This is a genomic window from Enterococcus sp. 5B3_DIV0040 (assembly GCF_002140755.1).
GTDB classification, from domain to species: domain Bacteria; phylum Bacillota; class Bacilli; order Lactobacillales; family Enterococcaceae; genus Enterococcus_D; species Enterococcus_D casseliflavus.
In genome coordinates this window covers 1,502,900-1,522,633 of the sequence record NZ_NGLC01000001.1, presented here as the reverse complement: position 1 = coordinate 1,522,633, position 19,734 = coordinate 1,502,900, and the positions used below count along the sequence as shown (strand labels likewise).

Sequence of the window (19,734 nt, the reverse complement as noted above, 5' to 3'; positions counted from 1 at the left end):
AGAGGGAAATAAAAGCAGCCTATCATTCCCTCACCCATTCGGGCATCCGTTAACAAGAATCTCTTCAACCATCCTCTTTGTACCGCGGAATCGTAACAAAAAAAGCAACAAGAGCACACCAAGTTGAGCGATTAATAGACCTTTAAAGGGAAATTCAAAAGTAAAGCCTGTGGGAAGATGAAAGAAATGGAAGAAATCCTGCAGTGCTTTTTGACTAAGCCACAAACCGCTGACAAGCCCTATCAAACTAATAACAGTGCTTTGAATGCCTACAAAGAAAAGCTCTTCAAAGGTGACCAACAACGGAGACTGTCCTAACAACAACCGAATACTCAGAGATTGCTGCTCCTCCCCCATCAAATGAAAACGATACATGTGATTGCAGTGCCATAAAAAGGCGGCGATCAAGCCTATAGTTAGAACGCCTAGTACGAAGCGTAGCAACTGCAAAAAGAAAAGCCAACTGGCATACGTGAGATCCATCTGATTCTCACTGCTATTTGTTTCATATTGTAGCCATTGATGAAAAAACACTAGCCAATGCTCTGCAAAGATGGCGATGATCAGTAGAAGAATCGCCAACACACCACTCATCAGCAAACTGCGCCTACGAAGTGCTGCGTGCCAGCCGAATTGACAAGGATAGTAGAAGTACCGCCATTTGTTCATGATATCTCTCCTTTTGGCGTCTATTTTACAGAACTATCCAAATTTAGACAAATATCATCTTGTTTACATAATATAATTATGATCAAAAAAAGAGTGCGGCATGCAGTCCACACTCTTTTCCCTTTAGCTATCGACGTTTACAAATACCTTGTTAGTAGCTGCAACAAACGCTGCGGAAATTCTGTTAAATTGGAAAGATCAATAAAGCGTTCTTCCCCATAAATCGCTTTGATCACCTCTTTGTCTTGCCCAATAGCAGCTGCAAGAAACAGCACCCCTTGTCGTTCATAGTCAGCGATCACCTGCTGAATATCTTCTTTGGCTTTTACCCCTGTATAATCAGGAAGAGCTTTTGGCTGGCCATCACTGATATTCAAGAGTAATTTAGTGGTTGCCGGCTGATGAGCGAGCTTTTCAGCTAGCACACGCAAGACAGCTCCATCACGGTTATTTTGCCGAGGCTTCATTGTCATGAGTTTCTCTGGCACAAATTCAAAGCCTTCATTAAATTCTTTGTATGCAAAAAGCGAGGTTTTTTCACGAGCGGTCACGTCCGCTGTGTCGCCATAGATCATCAATGGCAAAGATAAACGTTCGGCAAAAGCATTCACCGCTAAGACCGCCTGTTGGGCATACAATATCCGATCTTCTCGAATCATCGAACCTGATTCATCGATGCGCAAAGCAAGAGCTAAGGAAGGCTGTTCGTGAGGTGGATTCTTCTTGTCAAAGGTCCGAAAATCCTGATACGCAACCTTGCTGGCATCAAAGCGTGTACCACTGTACTTACCTTTACTGTATGCCGAAGCTTGTTCGTTTTCCAATACTTCTTGGGTTTGCTTGATCAATGACTCTACGATCGGCTGCAACGGCTGCAAACGCTGTTGGGCTTCAGTCGCTTTTTCTAAATCGACGGGTGGTCGATGAACGATCAGCCCTTCTTTGGCATGGATCGATTCTTTCAATGCTTGTCGTGCTGCCTTTGATGCCGTGGTTTTCTTTTCTTTCTCCTGGGCTTCATACGCTTCGATCGACAAAGAATGAGAAGCAGGAGCTGCCTCTTGTGTCTCACTCCCAGCTTTTGCTTGGCCATCATGACTATTGCGTTCTAGTTCTTCTGAAAACGTCGCCTCAGTTGCTGCGCTTTTCGCTTCTTGTTTGTCAGAATCACTGGTTTCCATCGTTTCCGCCTCAGTTTCTTGATTGGCGGTCTCAAGGACTTGCTCATTTTTTAGGATGGGCGTGCCTTCTTCCACTACATTGCGTTGGTCAGCCTCTTCGCTGTTGACTCTGCGTCCTTTGATTTGTTCTTTAAAGGCATTTAGCGGTTGTCCAGAAAACAAAAGCCGCAATTGCGCCAATAACCCTGAAGCTTCTAGCGCCTGTTGTAACAGAGAAAGCTCATTTGGATCGGTAGTGATTTTGTAGAGCACTTTGCTATCAATTGCTGTAAAGGGATCTTGTCCTTGTTTGACAGCATTTAACCAATAAAAATAGGAACGCATGCCCGCCACCCCTTTGATGGCGTTGGCTTTGGCGGTCACGTCTAGTAAGCGGATGATTTCAGCCATTTTCTCTGCAGTCGTTTTGTCCGGATAACTGGTTTTGGCAATGCCTCGCTGCACCATGACTGCTAGCTCAGGTAAATCCATTTTTTCAGCGTGCTGCATCCGATCTCGCAAGGATTCGTTCAAGGGGCGGTTGCCTTGGTAATTCCGATTCGTTGTGATGATCACCACACAGTCAGGGTGTCGTCGAACAAAACCGGTCGGGATATTTAGCATTCCGTTTTGTTCAAGGGCCGAGTTTAGTGCCACTAGTACCGAAGCATCACGAATGACCGTTGGTTCTTGAATCTCAAGCAAATAGCCTTTTTCCAGCGCCCGTACGATTTCGGAGGGATAAAATTTGTATTGAATCGTCGGTTGCTGATCACTGGTTTCAATCCGTTCGATCAGTTCCGCAAATTTCGCCCGTGCCCGCTCACGAGTCAAGGAAAAATGCCGCTGGATCAATGCCAAGACATCTTCAAAACAATCACTTTGATAAATCGCATCCAGCAAGTCCTTGTCCTCTTCTTGGTCGGTGTTGATCACTGGTAATAAAGCACCAAATACATCTGACTTATCCATATCCGCAAAGCAGGTGATTTTGGTGTAGGGCAGTTGCAAGTCGGCAGAAAGTGCCTTTGCCAACTGGGTCTTACCAGACCCAGCATCGCCTTCCAGCAACACATTGAAGATCTTCATCTCTGGATCCGCCCAATTCAACGCGATCTCTGAAGCAATTCGTAGTTCTTCAGCACTGGTCTGATGACTTTGTGGTTTTTTCCAAATCATGGTTTGTTCTAATTTGCTAAAAGCGCGTCCTTTCGTTACGACAAAAGACGGTTGATTTTGTGTCATGGCAATCTGCTCCTTTTCTTAATAACCTAGCTCATCTAAAAGCCGCTTTAGGATTTTGAAGCGTTCGCCGTATAGCTCGCCATCTTTTTGCAAGGAATCATAAAAAAGCAGAATGTCTTCATCGATTTTAGGATTTTCGGTGTCTACTTCAACGGTCATACGATTTCCTTGCAGGCCAATGATCTCGATCAACGGATTTTCAGGATCGTAAAACTTTTCATGGCGATAGGCCTCTTGAAAATACAAACTAGATTGCGCCACTAAGATTGCTAGATCTAAGATTCTAGTGAGGGGTAGTTCTTCTGACTGACGAGACCATTTTTCACCTGTATGGCGCCAAACCTTGCCTGAGATATCGACTTTTCCGCGATCATTCCATTGTGCTAATCCGAGGGAAAGGCCTTTTGCATCTGTATGTAACGCATTTTTTCCGTCAACAGTATCATAGTCTTCCACTTTAATGACGGGCTTATGTTTCAAGTTTTCTGGTATTTTCATTATTCTCACTCCTTGTTTAGTAAATTAGTAATTTACTAGATAGAGTAAGTATAATGAGGAAGCTAGTTTGGAACAAGCAAAAGGTCTTTTCTAGTAGCTAGGGACAGATGTTTATAGAAAAAGCACTTGATAAGAAGCATCTAAAAACAAACGCTCTTAAAAAGTACTTTTTTATGACGCATTACTTCACTAACTCAATTGATTGAAAAAAAGGCGCAACGCTTGTTTTCTCTGATATGTAAGCTGCGCTTTAGGAATGCCTTGGATCGCCCCTTCAATGCCGTAGAGCATATGCAAGCAAGCGCCCGCATCACATTGGTGGCGGATAGTTAGAAAAACCTCTTCGGCCGTTTTTGTGCGTAGTTGTTCAGGGGTATTGATGCCGATACGCACCAGGTGATCCGCTAAAACCTGACCTACATTTGGTAATTTTTGCAGTTCATTCATAGGTTTCTCCTTTTTGATTGTGGTCATCTTGCCCCTCTTTCTCTTGACGAACCAACGCATAGAGCTTCATATCGAACAGCTGCTGGTTTTTCTCCGCATGCTTTCGCAAAACGCCTTCTAACGTAAAACCTGCCTTTTCCAACACACGACAAGAGGAATGATTCTTCGCAAAAGATTCAGCAGAAATACGAACGATAGTTGATGTAGTAAATACATAGTCACATAGTTGCTGAACGGCTTGCGTCATCAAGCCTTTTCCCCAATACTCTTGTGCAATAGAGTAGCCAATCTCAGCCGTTCTATAATGGATATTTTCTTTGCGAACAGCACGGATACTGCCGACTGCTCGGTCATCCACAGTGATCGCAAAGGCAAATTCTGCTTCCTCCACAGATCGAATATAGGCTTGTGCATCTGCGACCGTGTAGGGGAATGGCAACCCATCTCGTAAATAATCGTGGATGGTTTGATTATTTAACGCATGGGCTAAATCTTGTGCATCGCTCATTTGCCATCTTCTTAAGGAACACTTCATAGCAATTCCTCCTTTGTCAGTCCTTCATTTTGATCCTATTGTACGAGTTTGTGTGATTTTTTACAAGCGAATCTCAAAAAAGCAGAAAAAAGAACCAGCTAGACAAACGTCTAACTGGTTCTTACATACATCGTCTTGAAAAGATAATGGCGTGATAAACATAGAAAAAATAAAAATTATTGCGCTGAAATAGCGATTCCAATGGCTTTTTCTCCTAAATGCGTGCCGATAACTGGTCCGAAGTGACCAATCTCAATTTCTGCATTTGGGTATTTCGCTTGTAGCTTCGCTTTTTCTTCTTTCGCTACTTCTAAATTGTTGGCGTGGATTACATAAAATTTAACGGGCAATGCGATTTCTTGCTCCCGTTGACCAATGATATCTTCTGCGCGATTGAATGCTTTTTTACTGGAACGAATGCGCTCGTAAAGCACAATTTTACCTTGATCAAAGGTCAAGATCGGTTTGATTTTTAATAATCCGCCAATCAAGGCTGCCCCATTGGTTAAGCGACCGCCGCGAACCAAGTTATTCAAGTCGTCCACGATTAGATAGGCATAGGTATTGTCTCTGATAGTGTCCAGATGGGAAATGATCTCTTCGACGGTTTTGCCTTGACTTGATAGATCAAGAGCGGTTTCTACCATGTGACCCATCGGCATACTTGTGATTTTCGAATCGTAAGGAATGATTTGAACACCTTCGATTTCATCGGTGATTCCATACAGCGTTCCGATAAATCCAGAGATCCCGCTTGATAAGTGGATACTAATGATCGTGTCGTAACCGCGATCTTTCAATGACTCATATAAGGCTAACACTTCTCCTAATACCGGTTGAGAAGTGGTTGGGAATTCTTTGCTGTTTTTCAGCAAAGCGTAATACTCATCAGCTTCAATGTCGATACCCTCATTGTAGACTTTTCCATCTAAAATAACAGGAATCGGTATGATAAACAAATCTTCATGGTTTTTGATCCGTTCCGGCAGATAAGCTGTACTGTCAGTAACAACGGCTAATTTCATTCTTTTTCCTCGTTTCAACAAATTTCAAACGTCATTAATAATATAGCATAAATTTACTTACTTTCAAATGGTTTTCAGAACTTTTCATTCTGCTTACTCATTAAGAAAATTCCTGATCGCTTGTTGATTGGTTTCAAGATTGACGACTAACACACTTCCAGCACTCGCACTTGAACCGTATTGCCAAGAGTCAGCGACTGGGACAGTCAAGCTGTCGACTCCTCCCGCCCCTCGAGCAATCGAGAAGGTATTTTTTAATAGGAAAGACATTGGCAGGTTGGTGGAAGCATAGCCTAAGACTTTTCCTGCTGCATAAGGCAATTTTAAAATAGCTAAAGGATTTTTCATTTCGCTAAAGATCGCATCCATTACTTGCTGCTGTCGTCTTACACGACCGAAGTCACCTTCTTCGTCCATCCGAAAGCGTGCGTATTGCAACAGCTCAAGCCCATTCATTTGTTGTTGCCCTTGTTTGATGGCAACTTCAAGATTTTTACTCATATCTTTTTCCGCGTTGATAGCAACACCTGAGGGAAACAGTGTGTCGATCACTTTTTCAAAGGAACGAAAGTCAACTTTTGCATAATAGTTGGTTTCTAGCCCGAAATTCTCCGCTAATGTTTGTCTGACTAAATCAGCACCACCAAAGGCATACGCCGCATTGATCTTGTTTTCGCCATAACCGGGAATCGTAACTAAAGTATCCCGCATAAAGGAAAGCAGCTTCGGTTGCTTACTGGGACCATCTAATTGCAAAACCATAATAGTGTCTGCGCGTCCAGCTTCTCCTTCACGACTATCACTACCAATGAGCAATATATTACGAGCACCATTAGCAGCGGCCGTACCATTAAAGGTCTCTTCATCAGTCGTAGCAAAAGCAGCGTCACTTCTTGCGACTTGCTGACCGACAAGAAACGCAATTAATGAATAGGCAAAAAGCACCAATAGTACCCGAACCACAATACGCAGAACTGGGTGCTTCCGCTTTTTCTTTTGTTTGGGTTGCTTGCTCTTCTTAAGCTTTTGCGGTTTTTGTTTGCTTTGTTCCTGGCCTTGATGCATCGCAGGTCCCTGAGCAGATAGCGGGGGGATTGCGCTTTTTCGTCCCTCAGATTTTTTTATTCCTACTTGTGACTGTTCTCGGGAACTTTGAGCCGCACGAGGGTCGCTTGCCCTAGGATGCTCGGTGTTTTGATACAAAATGTCTCTTACTGGCTCATCAGCAGACGAAGTAGAATCACTCGGTCTGACGCGCTGGTTTCTTCTTTTGGCTTCTCGGCGGGCAAAGATACTTTCTTTGGCTGCCTGACTGGATTCCTTTTCTAGCCGTTCATGCAGTTTTTTATTTTTTTCCATCCTGCTCATTGCTTCTGATCCTCCAACTAAAAAATAGCTCTCTGTCTATAAGGATACCCTAGACCTTATAGAAAGAAAGCTATTTTTTGAAATTTTAACCTTTTTCTAGGAAATTTCTTCATTTTTCTACCTTAGATGCTTTGATGCTCCTTGTCGTGTGCTCACAAATCCTGCTTGCTCATAAAATGATTTCACTTGATTTGCCGACCAAAAGTTTAGCGAGAGATCATCGAAGCCTTTTTCCAGCGCAACGTTTTCAGCAAATGCCAACAATTGTTTTCCAATATGCATCCCTTGGTACCGAGGGTCAACAGCGATCGCTGCAATTTCCAGCCACTTTCGTTCATGCATCATCGCATTTTGTGGCAAACGGACCTCTTGAAGATGCACAAAGCCACAAGGCTGTTCCGCCAACCAAGCGATAAAAAAGTGGTGGCTTGGCTCTTGCAGCTGCTGTGTGATTGCTTGTTCAAATCTTGGTTGATCAAAGGGCTTAAAAATCGTTGGGTACCATTGATGGTGCTGTGTTTGGATCTCTTTATGAAACGTTGCTAAAAGTGTTTCATCTTGGCTAATTCTTATTTTGACTTGAGTCATTTTTTGTCACTTCCTCAACAACATTTACCGAATACACGCCGAGAAGATGGACGTGTCCACCCAACAACTGAATCTCTTCAAAGGCATTTACAATCAGTTGCCACGGTTTGTCCATCACCAGATCGATCACGAAAAAGTATTCCCCTAAGGAGGTTTTTGACGGCCGCGATTCAATTTTGCTTAAATCAATTTCTCGCCAGCCAAAGGTTGCTAAGATTTTGTGCAAGATTCCCGGGCGATTTGCTGGCAGCGTCACAAAAATCGTTGCTTTCTCGACGGTCTGCTCTGGTAATTGGGTGTTTGCTGCTTTCTTCGTCAAAACCCAAAACCGGGTTTGATTAAAGGCAACATCTTGAATATTGGTTTCTTTGATCGTTAACTGATAAGCCAAAGCGGCTTCTTTGGAAGCAATCGCCGCAACTGCTTCTTCTGGATGTTTTGCTACGTACGCTGCTGCAGTCGTTGTGGAAGCAACCGCCTCAACAGTAGCTCCAGCAAATCGGGCTTCGATGAAGTCGGCACATTGAGCCAAGGCTTGCGGATGAGAAATTATCTTAGTGATGGGACGGTAGTCTTTTGCTGTTTGCTGAGAAACTAACAATTGATGATTGATCGGTAAAATAATTTCCTGTTCGATGCTCAATTGATTTTGACGAAACAGTGTATCAATAGTGGCATGAACGGACCCTTCTAATGAGTTCTCGTTCGGAACGACCGCACGATCGATCACACCGTTAGCTAGCGCTTGAATACAAAGTGGAATCGATCCATAAGGGATACAGGCATTTTCTGGATACGCTTCTTGCGCAGCTAAATGCGTAAAGGAACTTTTCGGTCCTAAATAACCAATCTTCATTTTATGCACCTGCTTTGATCAAAATTTCCTGTACGATTTCTTCTGGTGTTTTGTTCGTCGTTTCAACGATCAATGAAGCAGTTTCTTCATAAAGAGGAATCCGAGGACGGTAAACAGCCAATATTTCTTCTGGTGATTTTGAGACGACTAAAGGACGAATGCTGCCAGTATCCGCCTTTAAGCGATGGATCAGTTCCTCGGGATCTGTTTTTAAATACACGACGAGCGGCATCTCTTTTAAAAGCTGACGGTTTTCTTCTTTTAATACGATGCCCCCACCAGTGGAAATAATTTGTTCCTTTGCCAAAGTTTTAGCTAAAATATCCGTTTCGATTTTGCGAAAGGCTTCCTCACCGTGTTGATCGAAAAAGTCTTGAATGGTCATGCCGATCTCAGCAACGATCAAGTCATCAAAATCCACATGAGACTGTTTCGTTTCTTCAGCCAAAAGACGACCAATCGTGGTTTTTCCAGCACCCATAAAGCCAATTAATATCACTTTTTTCACTCGCTGTTTCCTCCTTTAGCCAAACGTGCGACATCCTCAAAAAAATCAGGATAAGAAACTGCTACGGCTTCGGCTTTTTCTAATTCTACCTCTTCATCTGTCAATAAGGCGGCAATTTGCAGCATCATGCCGATGCGATGGTCCCCCCGACTTGACACACGTCCGCCATGCAAAGGGGTTGGACCGTTGATGATCAACCCGTCCTCGGTGGGAGTGATGTCCGCTCCTAGTTTTGTCAACTCTTCGGCAGTTGCATCAATTCGGTTGGTTTCTTTTACTTTTAGTTCTTCCGCATCTTTGATCACCGTTTTGCCATGCGCCTGCGTGGCTAACAACGCAATGATCGGCAATTCATCGATCAAGCGTGGGATAATATCGCCAGCGATGGTTACTGCCTGCAAGGTAGAACTTTGAACGGTAAGGTCAGCTGATTGATTCTGATCGTCTTGATTAGAAAAAGCAATCGAAGCACCCATCTCCTCTAGCACGTCAAGAATTCCTGTACGAGTGGGGTTGATCCCGACATTTTTTAAAACGATCTCACTTTCTGGCATAATCGCGCCGGCTGTTAAGAAAAAGGCAGCGGAGGAAATATCACCGGGAACAACTACTTCTTGTCCTTGGAGTGTTTGAGGTCCCGTCACAGTGATCGTTTTGCCTTGTGTTGTGATGACACCACCGAATTGACGGATCATTTCTTCGGTGTGGTTGCGGCTTGTTTCTTTTTCAATGATCGTAGATGTACCTTGTGCTTGTAGTGCCGCAAAAATCAGCGCTGATTTTACTTGAGCACTTGCTACGGGCATCTGATAATTGATGGGATGTAATGAAGCCGTGCCATTGATGGTGATCGGTGGGAACTCCGTCTGTTCATGCCCTCTCACATCGGCACCCATTTCTCTTAATGGCAGCATCACGCGATTCATTGGTCGTCTATTCAATGAGTCATCACCGAATAAGGTAGTTGTAAATGGCTGTCCAGCCAAAATCCCCATCATTAGACGAATCGTTGTGCCAGAATTACCGATATCGATTGGTTCGTCAGCAGGCTTAAGACCATTAAAGCCCTGTCCTTCAATCGTGATCGTCTGACCGTCATCATGGATCGGAACCCCTAATGATTGAAATGCATGAAGGGTGCTATAGCAGTCTTCTCCACGTAAGAAATTTCGGACAGTCGTTGTTCCTTCAGCTAACGCCCCGAACATGATACTGCGATGTGAGATCGATTTGTCAGCAGGGACCGCTATCGTCCCTTTTAAATGTGTTGCTTTTTTTAGTTTCATCCCAGCCTCCTATTTTTTTCGACACGAATAGGTCGTCTTGTTTTGGATCAGCTGCTCTGCTTGCAGCAAATCATTTTGCGTTTTGAATGAAATCTGTAAAACACCAATGATGTCTTCTCGAGTTTCAAGAATTTTTAAGTTGATCAAAGAGAGCTGATGCTCGCTCAATAGCCCCGTCACTTCAGCGACAACACCGGGATGATCCGGTACATCGATGAATAGATCATAGAATGCCGGGATCGCGCCATTTTGATGAACCGGCAATTGATCCCGTGTTTCCTTCGCGGATTCAAAGAACCGAAAGATCGCCCGTTCGTCTTTTTCCTGCAACCAGTGAGCCATGGTCGTCATTTGTTTTTGCCACTCATCGATCAGCTGCAGTAGTTCCTGTCGATTACTCAATAAGATATCGGTCCACATGCGAGGATCTGAAGAAGCGATGCGAGTGATATCGCGAAAACCGCCTGCTGCAAGTTGTTGCGCTCTGGGGTGGGCTTGGTTGAAAGCGTCTGCCTGATTGACTAATCCAGAAGCAATAATATGGGGCAAATGGCTCAACATCCCTGTGATTTGATCATGCTCTTTTGGCGCAAGCGCCACATATTTGGCTCTAGTGCCGCGAAAAAGCTCTTGCAGCTCTTCCATCCGCTGACTTTTCGTCGGTGTGAAGATATAGTAAGCATTCTCGAAAAGGTTCTCATCGGCTGCTGTGATCCCTGATTTATGAGAGCCAGCCATCGGATGGCCCCCAATAAAATCAAAGGAAAAGGACTCGGCGAATTGGGTGATTTCCGCTTTGGTACTGCCGGTGTCTGTTACCAGCACCGAAGGCTTTAATGAAAGTGCCCCCAGTTCGGCAAGATATTTTTTGGTGATCTCTACCGGCAATGCCAACAAAATCACGTCGGCACGGACAGCACCTTCTGAAAATGAAGGGGGCACTTCGTCTACTAAACTTGTTGCTAATGCGATCTCATTGGTTTCCTGACAATCCCAGCCCATCAAATGCACTTGCGGATGTGCCTTTTTGATACATTTTGCTAAGGAAGCGCCGATCAATCCTAGACCGGCGACAAAGATATTTTGGTTCATGAAAAGAATCCTCATTTCTACTGGAATTTTTGCTGGTTCTTTAATCAGTAGGTTAACAAGTATTCTCGATACGCTTGAACAGATGCAGTCAATTCTGCGAATGAATCACTTGGGAACTTTTCTAATAGTTCATTGGCCACCACTGTCGCCACCACACTCTCACAAACAACACTGGCTGCTGGTACAGCGGTGCTATCTGAGCGTTCGACGCTTGCTTTATACGGTTCTTTGCTGTCGATATCCACACTTTGCAACGGCTTGTACAAGGTCGGGATCGGCTTCATAACACCACGAACCACGATTGGTTCACCGTTCGTCATGCCGCCTTCAAACCCGCCAAGGTTGTTGCTGCGACGGGTATAGCCTCGTTGTTCGTCCCATAAAATCTCATCCATGACTTTGGAACCTGGCAAAACACCAGCCTCAAAGCCAACGCCGAACTCAGCACCTTTAAAGGCATTGATGCTGACCACGGCTTGGGCGATTTTCGCATCAAGTTTTTTGTCCCATTGCACGTAACTGCCTAAACCAGCAGGAACGCCGCCAACAAGTACTTCCACTACACCGCCGATCGTATCGCCATTTTTCTTCGTTTGATCGATCAGCTGCTTGATTTCTTCTTCGACTGACGGATCTAACACCCTTACTTCTGAAGCTTCAGAGCGTTCTGCGATTTCTTTGACGGTCAACCCTTCAGGAATTTCCGCTTTGATGCCGCCTAACATTGTTACATGACCCGCCACATCGATGCCAAGCTCCTTTAAAATTTTCTTCGCGATTGCTCCGATGGCTACCCGCATGGTCGTTTCACGAGCAGATGAGCGTTCCAAAACGTTTCGTAAATCTTGATGATGGTATTTCATGCCGCCGACTAAGTCAGCATGACCAGGTCTTGGTCGTGCCACTCGTCGTAGTTTGCGGTCTTTTTCTGGTACCTCTTCGATCGCCATGACCTTGGTCCAGTTTTTCCAATCTTTGTTCTCAACCACTAAAGTCACAGGAGAGCCTAGTGTTTTTCCATGACGGATACCCGAAGTGATACGGACTTGGTCTTTTTCAATCAGCATCCGTCCCCCACGGCCATAGCCGGTTTGTCGTCTCGCTAATTCAAAATTAATGTCTTCTGCTGTTAATGGCAATCCTGCCGGTAACCCTTCGATAATGGCGGTCAACTCTGGTCCATGTGATTCGCCTGCTGTAATATAACGCATGATCCGTTACCTTCCTTTCTTATAATAGGTAGTCTTTGATTTTTTCAGTCGGGATCGTCACGATTTTCGCCTGTCCGATCGCTTCTAATAGAATAATCTTCAATTGTTGCCCGCGGGCTTTTTTATCATGAGTGATTGCTTGGTATAATTGCTCTTTATCTATTTCACTTGGTGTGATCGGCAAGTGAAACTTCTCAACCATTTCTGTAAGCAGCTGGGTCGTACCTTTTGGTGTTAATCCGATGGCTTCTGCATGACGGGTGATCATGATCATCCCCATTGCAACCCCTTCGCCATGACTGGTGTCAAACGCGGCTGTTCTTTCTAAGCCATGCCCGATCGTATGACCGAAGTTCAGTGTCAGACGACTGCCATGATCAAAAGGATCTTCTTCTACTACTTTTTGTTTAACCTTTAAAGAGGCAGTGATTACTTTCTCAGCATGTGCCAAAAGATCGACTTCATCTTTCAAACCTGCTAACGTTTCCCAAAGCTCAGAATCTGCAATAGCGGCTGACTTGATGATTTCAGCAATGCCTTCTTGGACGCGTTTGAGGGGCAAACTTGTAAGTAAATCTGGATCGATCATCACACCGGCTGGTTGTGCAAATGTCCCGACGAGATTCTTGGCACTGCCAGTATTTAAAGCTGTTTTTCCGCCGATACTTGAATCGACCTGTGCCAATAACGTCGTTGGAATCTGCAAGAAATCAATGCCGCGCATATAAGTAGAAGCAACAAATCCTCCAAGATCACCAATCACACCGCCACCAAGGGCAATGATCCCATCGCTTCTGGTCATTCCGAGTTGGGCAAGACCATCATATAAATTAGCTGCTTGCTCTAGTGATTTGCTTTTTTCGCCAGCTGGTACGACTAACAGTGTTGCCTCAAACCCTGCAGCGGTCAAGGAATCGACGATTTGTCCGCCATACAGGGGTGCGACGTTGCTGTCTGTAATGACGGCAATACGCTGTTTGTCCCACAACTGTTGCACCCAGGTTCCGACTTTTTGAAACGCCCCTCGTTTGATGAGGATATCATAGGAATGTTCTTCTAAATGAATGTGTAACATTGATTTTTGCACCTCTTTTATTGGTTGTCTTGACGCTTAGTCTTGCAATGCTTTGATTTCTTTCATCGCTTTTTCCATGATATGGACTTCTTTCATCATGTTCATGTACGTTTTTTCATTAAGTGATTGAGGACCATCAGACCAAGCATTGGCTGGATCTGGATGGATCTCAACGATCATCCCATCGGCGCCAGCAGCAACACCCGCTCTAGCCATAGGCGGTACGAGATCCCAGATACCTGTTCCATGACTAGGATCAACGATGATTGGGAAGTGGCTCAGTTTTTTGATGATTGGTACCGCGCTTAAATCAAAGGTATTACGGGTTGCTGTTTCGTAAGTTCGGATCCCACGTTCAATGAAAATCACTTCACTTTTATCTTGAACGGCGATGTATTCCGCTGCATTCAACCATTCGTCGATCGTGCCAGAGATGCCTCGTTTAAGGCCAATTGGTTTCCCAGTTTTCCCAACGGCAGCTAGCAATTTGAAGTTTTGCATGTTCCGAGCACCAATCTGCAAAATGTCACTGTATTCCGCAACCATATCGATATGTCCTTCGTCCATGACTTCTGTGATGACTTTCATGCCCGTTTCATCCGCTGCTTGACGAATGTATTTTAGCCCTTCTTCTTCCAGCCCTTGGAATGCGTATGGCGACGTGCGTGGTTTGAAGGCACCACCACGTAAGATTTGGGCACCACCAGCTTTAGCGATTCGGGCACATTCACGAATTTGGTCTAAGCCTTCAATCGAACATGGACCAGCCATCGTAACAAAGTTGCCGTCACCGATTTTCACGCCATCTACATCCACAACCGTATCTTGCGGATGGAACTCACGAGAGGTCAATTTGTAGGTGTTTGAGATCCGAATGGCATCTTCGACACCCTCGTAGCTGCGAAAAGCAACATCTTGGATGCGGCGGGTATCCCCTTTTAAGCCGATAACGACCTGTTCTTTTCCTTGGTTGACTTGAACATCTAAGCCTTCTTTTTTGATTCTTGTTACAACAACTTCAACTTGTTCTGGCGTAGCGCCTGGTTTCATAATTACGATCATTTTTTCTTCCTACTTTCGTTTTTTTCTGTTTTTTATTTTTTACATGGATTCGATGAGTGCTTTGACTTTTTCAACAGGCATCGCTTTGCCAGTCCAAAGTTCAAATGCGGCTGCACCTTGATAGAGTAGCATGCTTAAGCCGTTTGCAGTTTTGGCGCCGACTGCTTTCGCATCTTTCAAAAGCTGCGTTTCTCTTGGATTATAGATGACATCATAGACAGCTAATGATTCCCGTAGGAGTGTTTTATCTTTCAGAGGACTTACGGTATCATTTGGTTTCATTCCCACGCCCGTGGCATTTACCAATAAGCTGCTTTGATCGATGGCTGTTTTTAAAGCCATCTGATCTTCTAAGTCGGTTAAGGTAATTTCACAAGATGTTTTTTGTGCAATCTGTGTTAATTTTTCTTGGATGATTGGATAAAACTCATCCTTGCGGTTAAAGACATGGATCGTTTTGACGCCGTCTAGTGCGGCTTGGCTAATGATCGCTGTCGCCGCTCCGCCAGCTCCAATCACCGTCATGGTGTCGCCAATGATGGATACTTGAATGTCCTCAAGAGCTCGCATAAAGCCGATGCCGTCTGTATTGTGCCCAATCAAGCGACCTTCTTGATTGACGATCGTATTGATTGCGCCGATCAACTCGGCTGCGGGTGAACATTCATCCATCAGCGCTACAGCCGCCATTTTATGAGGCATCGATAAATTGACACCTAAGAGGTCCAACTGACGGATGCTTTGGATACTAGCGGCTAAATCGTCCGGCTCAACATCAAAGGCCAGATACACGGCGTCGATCCCTTGTTCTTCAAAAGAAAGATTGTGCATCGCTGGAGAGATGCTGTGTTTGGCTGGTTTGGCAAATAGTGCCGCCAACCGTGTGTGTCCGGTTATCATTTGTTTCATCTGGTTCATTCCTTTCAACAAAAAAAGATGTCCACCGTAAATTTAAGAATCTACAGTGAACACCTTCAAACATTACATAACGACAGAGCCGATATGTGAATATAAAAAATAGCCACTATAGATTTTACGATCTACGTGGCTGCGAATTCATTACGAAATGCTCTAGCCATCATAGATACAAACTTAGCGTTTGTACCCATGCCTTCATGAATACAAACCTATCTAAAATAGCTAAAGTAATATTTATTCAGTTGTGTGGGGTTCGTTAGCAATAATTTTTGCATAGTCGTTCGCTCCAAACTGATGTAAGATTGACCTAAGTATAGGTTTAACTTTGAAAGATGTCAATGATTTTTTCTTATTTTTTTCATTTATTTGATTGTTTTTTTTGAAAACACTGTTCTATCAAGGGTTTATAAGTCATCCTCAAAGAACAATAATAGTTCAGGTAAGCTTAATTGCGCTTTTTCCTCTGCTGAAAGATCTTTGACGATCTCCCCTTTTCTGAGCAGGATCAAGCGGTCTCCGTATTTTAATGCATCTTCCATCCGATGGGTGATCATTAGACAGGTCAGGTTTTGTTCTTCCACGCGTTTTGCAGTGATTTGCATCAGCTGTTTGGAGGTCTTTGGATCTAACGCAGCCGTATGTTCATCTAGCAACAACAGTTTTGGAGTTTGGATCGTTGCCATCAATAAACTTAGTGCCTGTCGTTGACCACCAGATAAACTGCCCGTTGGCGTATCCAAATGATTTTCCAACCCGTTGCCGATTTCTTTACAAAGTGCAAAGAACATTTCCCTTTGTCCTTGGAGTTGTCGAAGACCAAGTGACCGTTTTTGCCCTCTTTTTTGGGCTAACAGCAGATTTTCTGCCACTGTCATACGGGGAGCAGTGCCCATTTTCGGATCTTGGAAAACCCGCGCCAAAAAGCGTGCGCGTTTTTCTTCCGAAAGTGTAGTCACATTTTGATCATCGATCATCACTTGCCCACTCGTCAAGGGCATGGTGCCTGAGATGCAGTTGAATAACGTGCTTTTGCCGGCGCCGTTTCCTCCAACGACCGTGACAAATTCTCCTGGCTTTAAAGAAAGATCGATTTTATTCAAGAGTACTTTTTTCTCATTTGGTCCGTTGCCGACAACTTTAAAGGCTTTTTTTAAGGCTAACATTATTCGTCCTCCGTTTCAAAACCAGTGCGTAGATGCAAGGCTTGTTTAAATTGAGGGATCAACAAGCAGATCGTCAAGACGATTGCAGAGAAGATCTTCAAGTAGGTCGTATCAAATCCAGCTTTGATCACAAATAGGATCAATAATTGGTAAATAATGCTGCCAATCACAATAGCGATCAAACGTTCCAGCAAGGTCAGTTCCCCATACAACACTTCACCAATGATGATTGACGCCAGTCCGATAACGATCACACCGATACCTTTGCTTATGTCAGCATAGCCGTCATTTTGCGCAATCAATGCGCCTGAGAGTGCGATCACGCCATTGGAGACGATCAATCCAATGATTTTCATTCGATCGGTATTGATCCCCATCGATTTTGCCATATGCTCATTATCACCTGTAGCGATGTAAGCTTGACCCAAATTCGTATGGAAAAAGTAAACCAAGACGCCCCCGATCAACAAGACCATGATCAATCCAATGATCACCGTATCATAATAATTCGGTAAATTCATTCTAGTAAAAAAATCTTGAATTTTCGGTTGGTTTAATAAAGAGAGGTTGGGTGAGCGCATCACAAACAGCATGACCGAGTTCAATGAAGACATCACCAAGATTCCAGCTAAAATCACGGGAATTTTGCCTTTTGTATAAAGAAGTCCTGTCACACAGCCCGCACACATCCCAGCCAATACTCCTAAACAAGTCGCTAAGACGGGCGACACCCCATGGGTGATCGCTGTCACACAGACAGCACCGCCTAACGGAAAGGACCCTTCCGTCGTCATATCCGGGAAATTTAAAATTCGATAGGTCATAAAAATCCCTAATCCCAGGATTCCCCAAACTAGTCCTTGCCCTATTGCTGAAACAATCATCATTCTTCCTCCATATTCTTACAAGTTTTCTCTTTCAAGACCCTCTCGATGATCGCAGGTGGTCGCTGTTCTTGGTTGTTACTCGTCACTTGCTTCGCTTTCTGGCGTCGTTGTAATCAGTTTCGCCTCGTCTTTGAGGTTTTCTGGGATAGTGATGCCCAATAACTGCGCCTGAGTTTCATTGATGATCGTTTCGCCATCGCTGAATGTATAGATCGGTGTTGTAGCAGGTTCTGCTGTCCCATCAAGAATTGCTGCCACCATCTTCCCAGTTTCCACGCCTATCGTAAATTGATCTTGTCCGACCGTTGCCAAACCGCCTTGTTCCACCATCGTGTCTACGGAAGTAATGATTGGTGTTTTTGATTTATTGGCTTCTTGAACTACGGTCTGCATAGCATTTGCGATCGTATTGTCTAACGGAATATAGATAAAATCGACTTCCCGTGCCATCACTTGCACCATTTGCGCAATTTCATTACTTGAAGGAACGGCATACGATTTGCTGGTCAAGCCATTTTCTTCGGCAGCAGCTTCTGCTTCTGCCACTTGGTATTTCGAATTGTCTTCGGTCGAAGAATACAAAATACCGACTGTTTTTGCCTCTGGCAGCAAATCTTTTGCTAGTTTGATTTGTGCAGCAACTGGTGCTTTATCGGAAACACCAGTGATATTGCCGCCGGGTTGATCCATATCTGCCACCAGATTTGCCCCAACTGGATCAGTGACCGCTCCTAAAACGATCGGTACATCCTGAGTGACATTCGCCAACGCTTGTGCTGCGGGTGTTGCTACCCCAACCAAAACGTCGGCATCTTTATTTAGCAGCTGCTGACTCATCGTTGCCAATTTGCTTTGATCCGCTTGACCGTTCTGGAATTCGATCGTCAAGTTGTCCCCTTCGGTATAGCCTGATTCTTTAAGGCCTTCTTTGATCCCCTCGGTGATCGCATCCAGTGCTTCATGACTGACAAATTGTAAGATCCCGACTGTTTTTTCAGCTTTTTCTACTGGTTCCGAAGTCTCACTAGCTTGATTGGTCCCACTTCTCATTCCTAACTGATAGACAAATGTCGCTCCTAAAAATAATAAAATAACGGCAACCGATGCAATTAATCCCTTGTTTTTCATTTTTCATTCTCCTTTTTCTGCTTACGTTTTTCGTGTTTTTCATTTTATGGTTTTTGAGAACAAAAAAAGCAACTGCCTATGTGACGGCAATTGCAAGTAAGCAAAAGCCGCATAGAAGCTTGTCCTATGCGGCGATAAATTCAACTACCAGCATAGATACAGCACTTTAGAAGGTTCTCTAAAAAGTTGTATCTATGGAATGAGGTCCCATCAATACAACTATCTACGCCAGTTTTGCCATGATTTCACTTGCAATGGAATAAATAGTTTCATGATTGTTCCTCCTTCTCAACTTGTTTTTTTTCTTGATTGAATTCAGTTTAGCTTATTGATAAAAAAACGTCAACAATTTTCTGTCAAATTGTCAGATTTTTTTATCGATCATTGGCAGAAGAACGAATCGTCCACATCGGTAAACGATTCAATTCTGGGATGAATTCCGTCGTTGGCTGCCCAAATGAATCAAAGGTAAAGCGATTTTTCTCAACCCCTTCTTCATAAAAAACAAACGTCACTTTATCAGGATCAACGCTGTATTCATTGGAGAAAAAAGCCGCATCATAGACGATTGGATAATAAAAAAATGTCCGATTCAGTTCATCTTCTTGCGCTTGGATCAGATCAAATACTTGATCGAGTTGAGGTCCGTTGGGCTTACTAAACATCACCGAGATCGCTCGTGTTTCACGAATCGTCTTGTCTGCAGTCAGATAAGGCAATGGCTGTACTTTTTCTGACGGCAGCTTGTCAAAAGCGATCCGATCCACTAAAGAAGCATTGATACGATTTTGAGAAAAGACGATCAAACCTGCGAAGACGAGTGCGAAAAGAATTCCCCCGATCAGCGTGAAAATCGTTTTTTTCTGATCTCGATAAAGATCATCTAAAAAAGCTTGCCAGCTTTCAACTATTTTTTCTTTTGTGTAATGAACAAAGTTCCTAACTTGTTCCATAATTTGCCCACCTTTTTTAAAAATCCTACTATTAATTCATACTATCAATTCCCTTCTAGA

Annotated in this window: 20 protein-coding genes; all 20 read right to left on the bottom strand. The window is 43.9% G+C overall.

From position 1 onward, the window contains the following. Window positions 1–30 precede the first annotated feature (30 nt). The 20 genes from A5883_RS07165 to A5883_RS07065 all read right to left on the bottom strand — a co-directional run bounded on the left by A5883_RS07165 (window position 31) and on the right by A5883_RS07065 (window position 19,674). Window positions 31–669 carry a hypothetical protein gene (locus A5883_RS07165; RefSeq protein WP_086338208.1) on the bottom strand — a complete coding sequence of 213 codons (639 nt, stop codon included), beginning with the start codon at window positions 667–669 and terminating at the stop codon, window positions 31–33. Window positions 670–806: 137 nt separating this feature from the next. After that, window positions 807–3,074, bottom strand: coding sequence for an AAA family ATPase (locus A5883_RS07160; protein ID WP_086338207.1), 2,268 nt, complete (start codon window positions 3,072–3,074; stop codon window positions 807–809). Between the two features lie 18 nt (window positions 3,075–3,092). After that, window positions 3,093–3,572, bottom strand: coding sequence for a DUF6530 family protein (locus A5883_RS07155; RefSeq protein ID WP_005235941.1), 480 nt, complete (start codon window positions 3,570–3,572; stop codon window positions 3,093–3,095). A 189-nt stretch (window positions 3,573–3,761) separates the two neighbouring features. Next, complete coding sequence (locus tag A5883_RS07150) at window positions 3,762–4,019, bottom strand: TfoX/Sxy family DNA transformation protein (protein ID WP_086338206.1); 258 nt, start codon at window positions 4,017–4,019, stop codon at window positions 3,762–3,764. Next, complete coding sequence (locus A5883_RS07145; protein ID WP_010748353.1) at window positions 4,012–4,554, bottom strand: GNAT family N-acetyltransferase; 543 nt, start codon at window positions 4,552–4,554, stop codon at window positions 4,012–4,014. Before A5883_RS07145 ends, A5883_RS07150 begins: the two co-directional genes overlap by 8 nt. Window positions 4,555–4,730: 176 nt before the next feature. Then, the gene (locus A5883_RS07140) at window positions 4,731–5,579 is read right to left on the bottom strand and encodes a DegV family protein (protein WP_005235946.1); all 849 of its coding nucleotides are present in this window, start codon (window positions 5,577–5,579) and stop codon (window positions 4,731–4,733) included. Between the two features lie 93 nt (window positions 5,580–5,672). Beyond that, window positions 5,673–6,947 carry an LCP family protein gene (locus A5883_RS07135; RefSeq protein WP_086338205.1) on the bottom strand — a complete coding sequence of 425 codons (1,275 nt, stop codon included), beginning with the start codon at window positions 6,945–6,947 and terminating at the stop codon, window positions 5,673–5,675. A 117-nt stretch (window positions 6,948–7,064) separates the two neighbouring features. Next, window positions 7,065–7,535 (bottom strand): GNAT family N-acetyltransferase, encoded by a 471-nt coding sequence (locus A5883_RS07130; RefSeq protein ID WP_016609329.1) that lies wholly within the window; start codon window positions 7,533–7,535, stop codon window positions 7,065–7,067. Further along, window positions 7,510–8,391 carry a prephenate dehydratase gene (gene pheA, locus A5883_RS07125; protein ID WP_016609328.1) on the bottom strand — a complete coding sequence of 294 codons (882 nt, stop codon included), beginning with the start codon at window positions 8,389–8,391 and terminating at the stop codon, window positions 7,510–7,512. The genes A5883_RS07130 and pheA overlap by 26 nt, the downstream gene beginning before the upstream one ends. 1 nt (window position 8,392) lies before the next feature. Next, window positions 8,393–8,899, bottom strand: coding sequence for a shikimate kinase (locus A5883_RS07120; protein ID WP_005226095.1), 507 nt, complete (start codon window positions 8,897–8,899; stop codon window positions 8,393–8,395). Next, the gene (aroA, locus tag A5883_RS07115; RefSeq protein ID WP_086338204.1) at window positions 8,896–10,185 is read right to left on the bottom strand and encodes a 3-phosphoshikimate 1-carboxyvinyltransferase; all 1,290 of its coding nucleotides are present in this window, start codon (window positions 10,183–10,185) and stop codon (window positions 8,896–8,898) included. The genes A5883_RS07120 and aroA overlap by 4 nt, the downstream gene beginning before the upstream one ends. 9 nt (window positions 10,186–10,194) lie before the next feature. Beyond that, on the bottom strand, window positions 10,195–11,277 hold the full coding sequence (locus A5883_RS07110; protein WP_010748358.1) for a prephenate dehydrogenase: 1,083 nt from the start codon (window positions 11,275–11,277) through the stop codon (window positions 10,195–10,197). A gap of 44 nt (window positions 11,278–11,321) precedes the next feature. Then, on the bottom strand, window positions 11,322–12,488 hold the full coding sequence (gene aroC, locus A5883_RS07105) for a chorismate synthase (protein ID WP_005226098.1): 1,167 nt from the start codon (window positions 12,486–12,488) through the stop codon (window positions 11,322–11,324). 19 nt (window positions 12,489–12,507) lie between these two features. Then, entirely contained in the window at window positions 12,508–13,563 is a 1,056-nt protein-coding gene (gene aroB / locus A5883_RS07100; RefSeq protein WP_086338203.1) for a 3-dehydroquinate synthase, read from the bottom strand. Window positions 13,564–13,599: 36 nt separating this feature from the next. Further along, on the bottom strand, window positions 13,600–14,625 hold the full coding sequence (gene aroF, locus A5883_RS07095; RefSeq protein WP_005226100.1) for a 3-deoxy-7-phosphoheptulonate synthase: 1,026 nt from the start codon (window positions 14,623–14,625) through the stop codon (window positions 13,600–13,602). A gap of 39 nt (window positions 14,626–14,664) precedes the next feature. Further along, window positions 14,665–15,534 carry a shikimate dehydrogenase gene (locus A5883_RS07090; RefSeq protein ID WP_086338202.1) on the bottom strand — a complete coding sequence of 290 codons (870 nt, stop codon included), beginning with the start codon at window positions 15,532–15,534 and terminating at the stop codon, window positions 14,665–14,667. Between the two features lie 413 nt (window positions 15,535–15,947). Beyond that, the gene (locus tag A5883_RS07085; RefSeq protein ID WP_005226102.1) at window positions 15,948–16,706 is read right to left on the bottom strand and encodes an ABC transporter ATP-binding protein; all 759 of its coding nucleotides are present in this window, start codon (window positions 16,704–16,706) and stop codon (window positions 15,948–15,950) included. After that, the gene (locus A5883_RS07080) at window positions 16,706–17,590 is read right to left on the bottom strand and encodes an ABC transporter permease (RefSeq protein ID WP_086338201.1); all 885 of its coding nucleotides are present in this window, start codon (window positions 17,588–17,590) and stop codon (window positions 16,706–16,708) included. Before A5883_RS07080 ends, A5883_RS07085 begins: the two co-directional genes overlap by 1 nt. Before the next feature lie 78 nt (window positions 17,591–17,668). Continuing rightward, window positions 17,669–18,721 carry a tryptophan ABC transporter substrate-binding protein gene (trpX, locus tag A5883_RS07075; protein WP_010748363.1) on the bottom strand — a complete coding sequence of 351 codons (1,053 nt, stop codon included), beginning with the start codon at window positions 18,719–18,721 and terminating at the stop codon, window positions 17,669–17,671. Between the two features lie 374 nt (window positions 18,722–19,095). Next, on the bottom strand, window positions 19,096–19,674 hold the full coding sequence (locus tag A5883_RS07065; protein ID WP_074933828.1) for a hypothetical protein: 579 nt from the start codon (window positions 19,672–19,674) through the stop codon (window positions 19,096–19,098). Window positions 19,675–19,734: the final 60 nt, after the last annotated feature.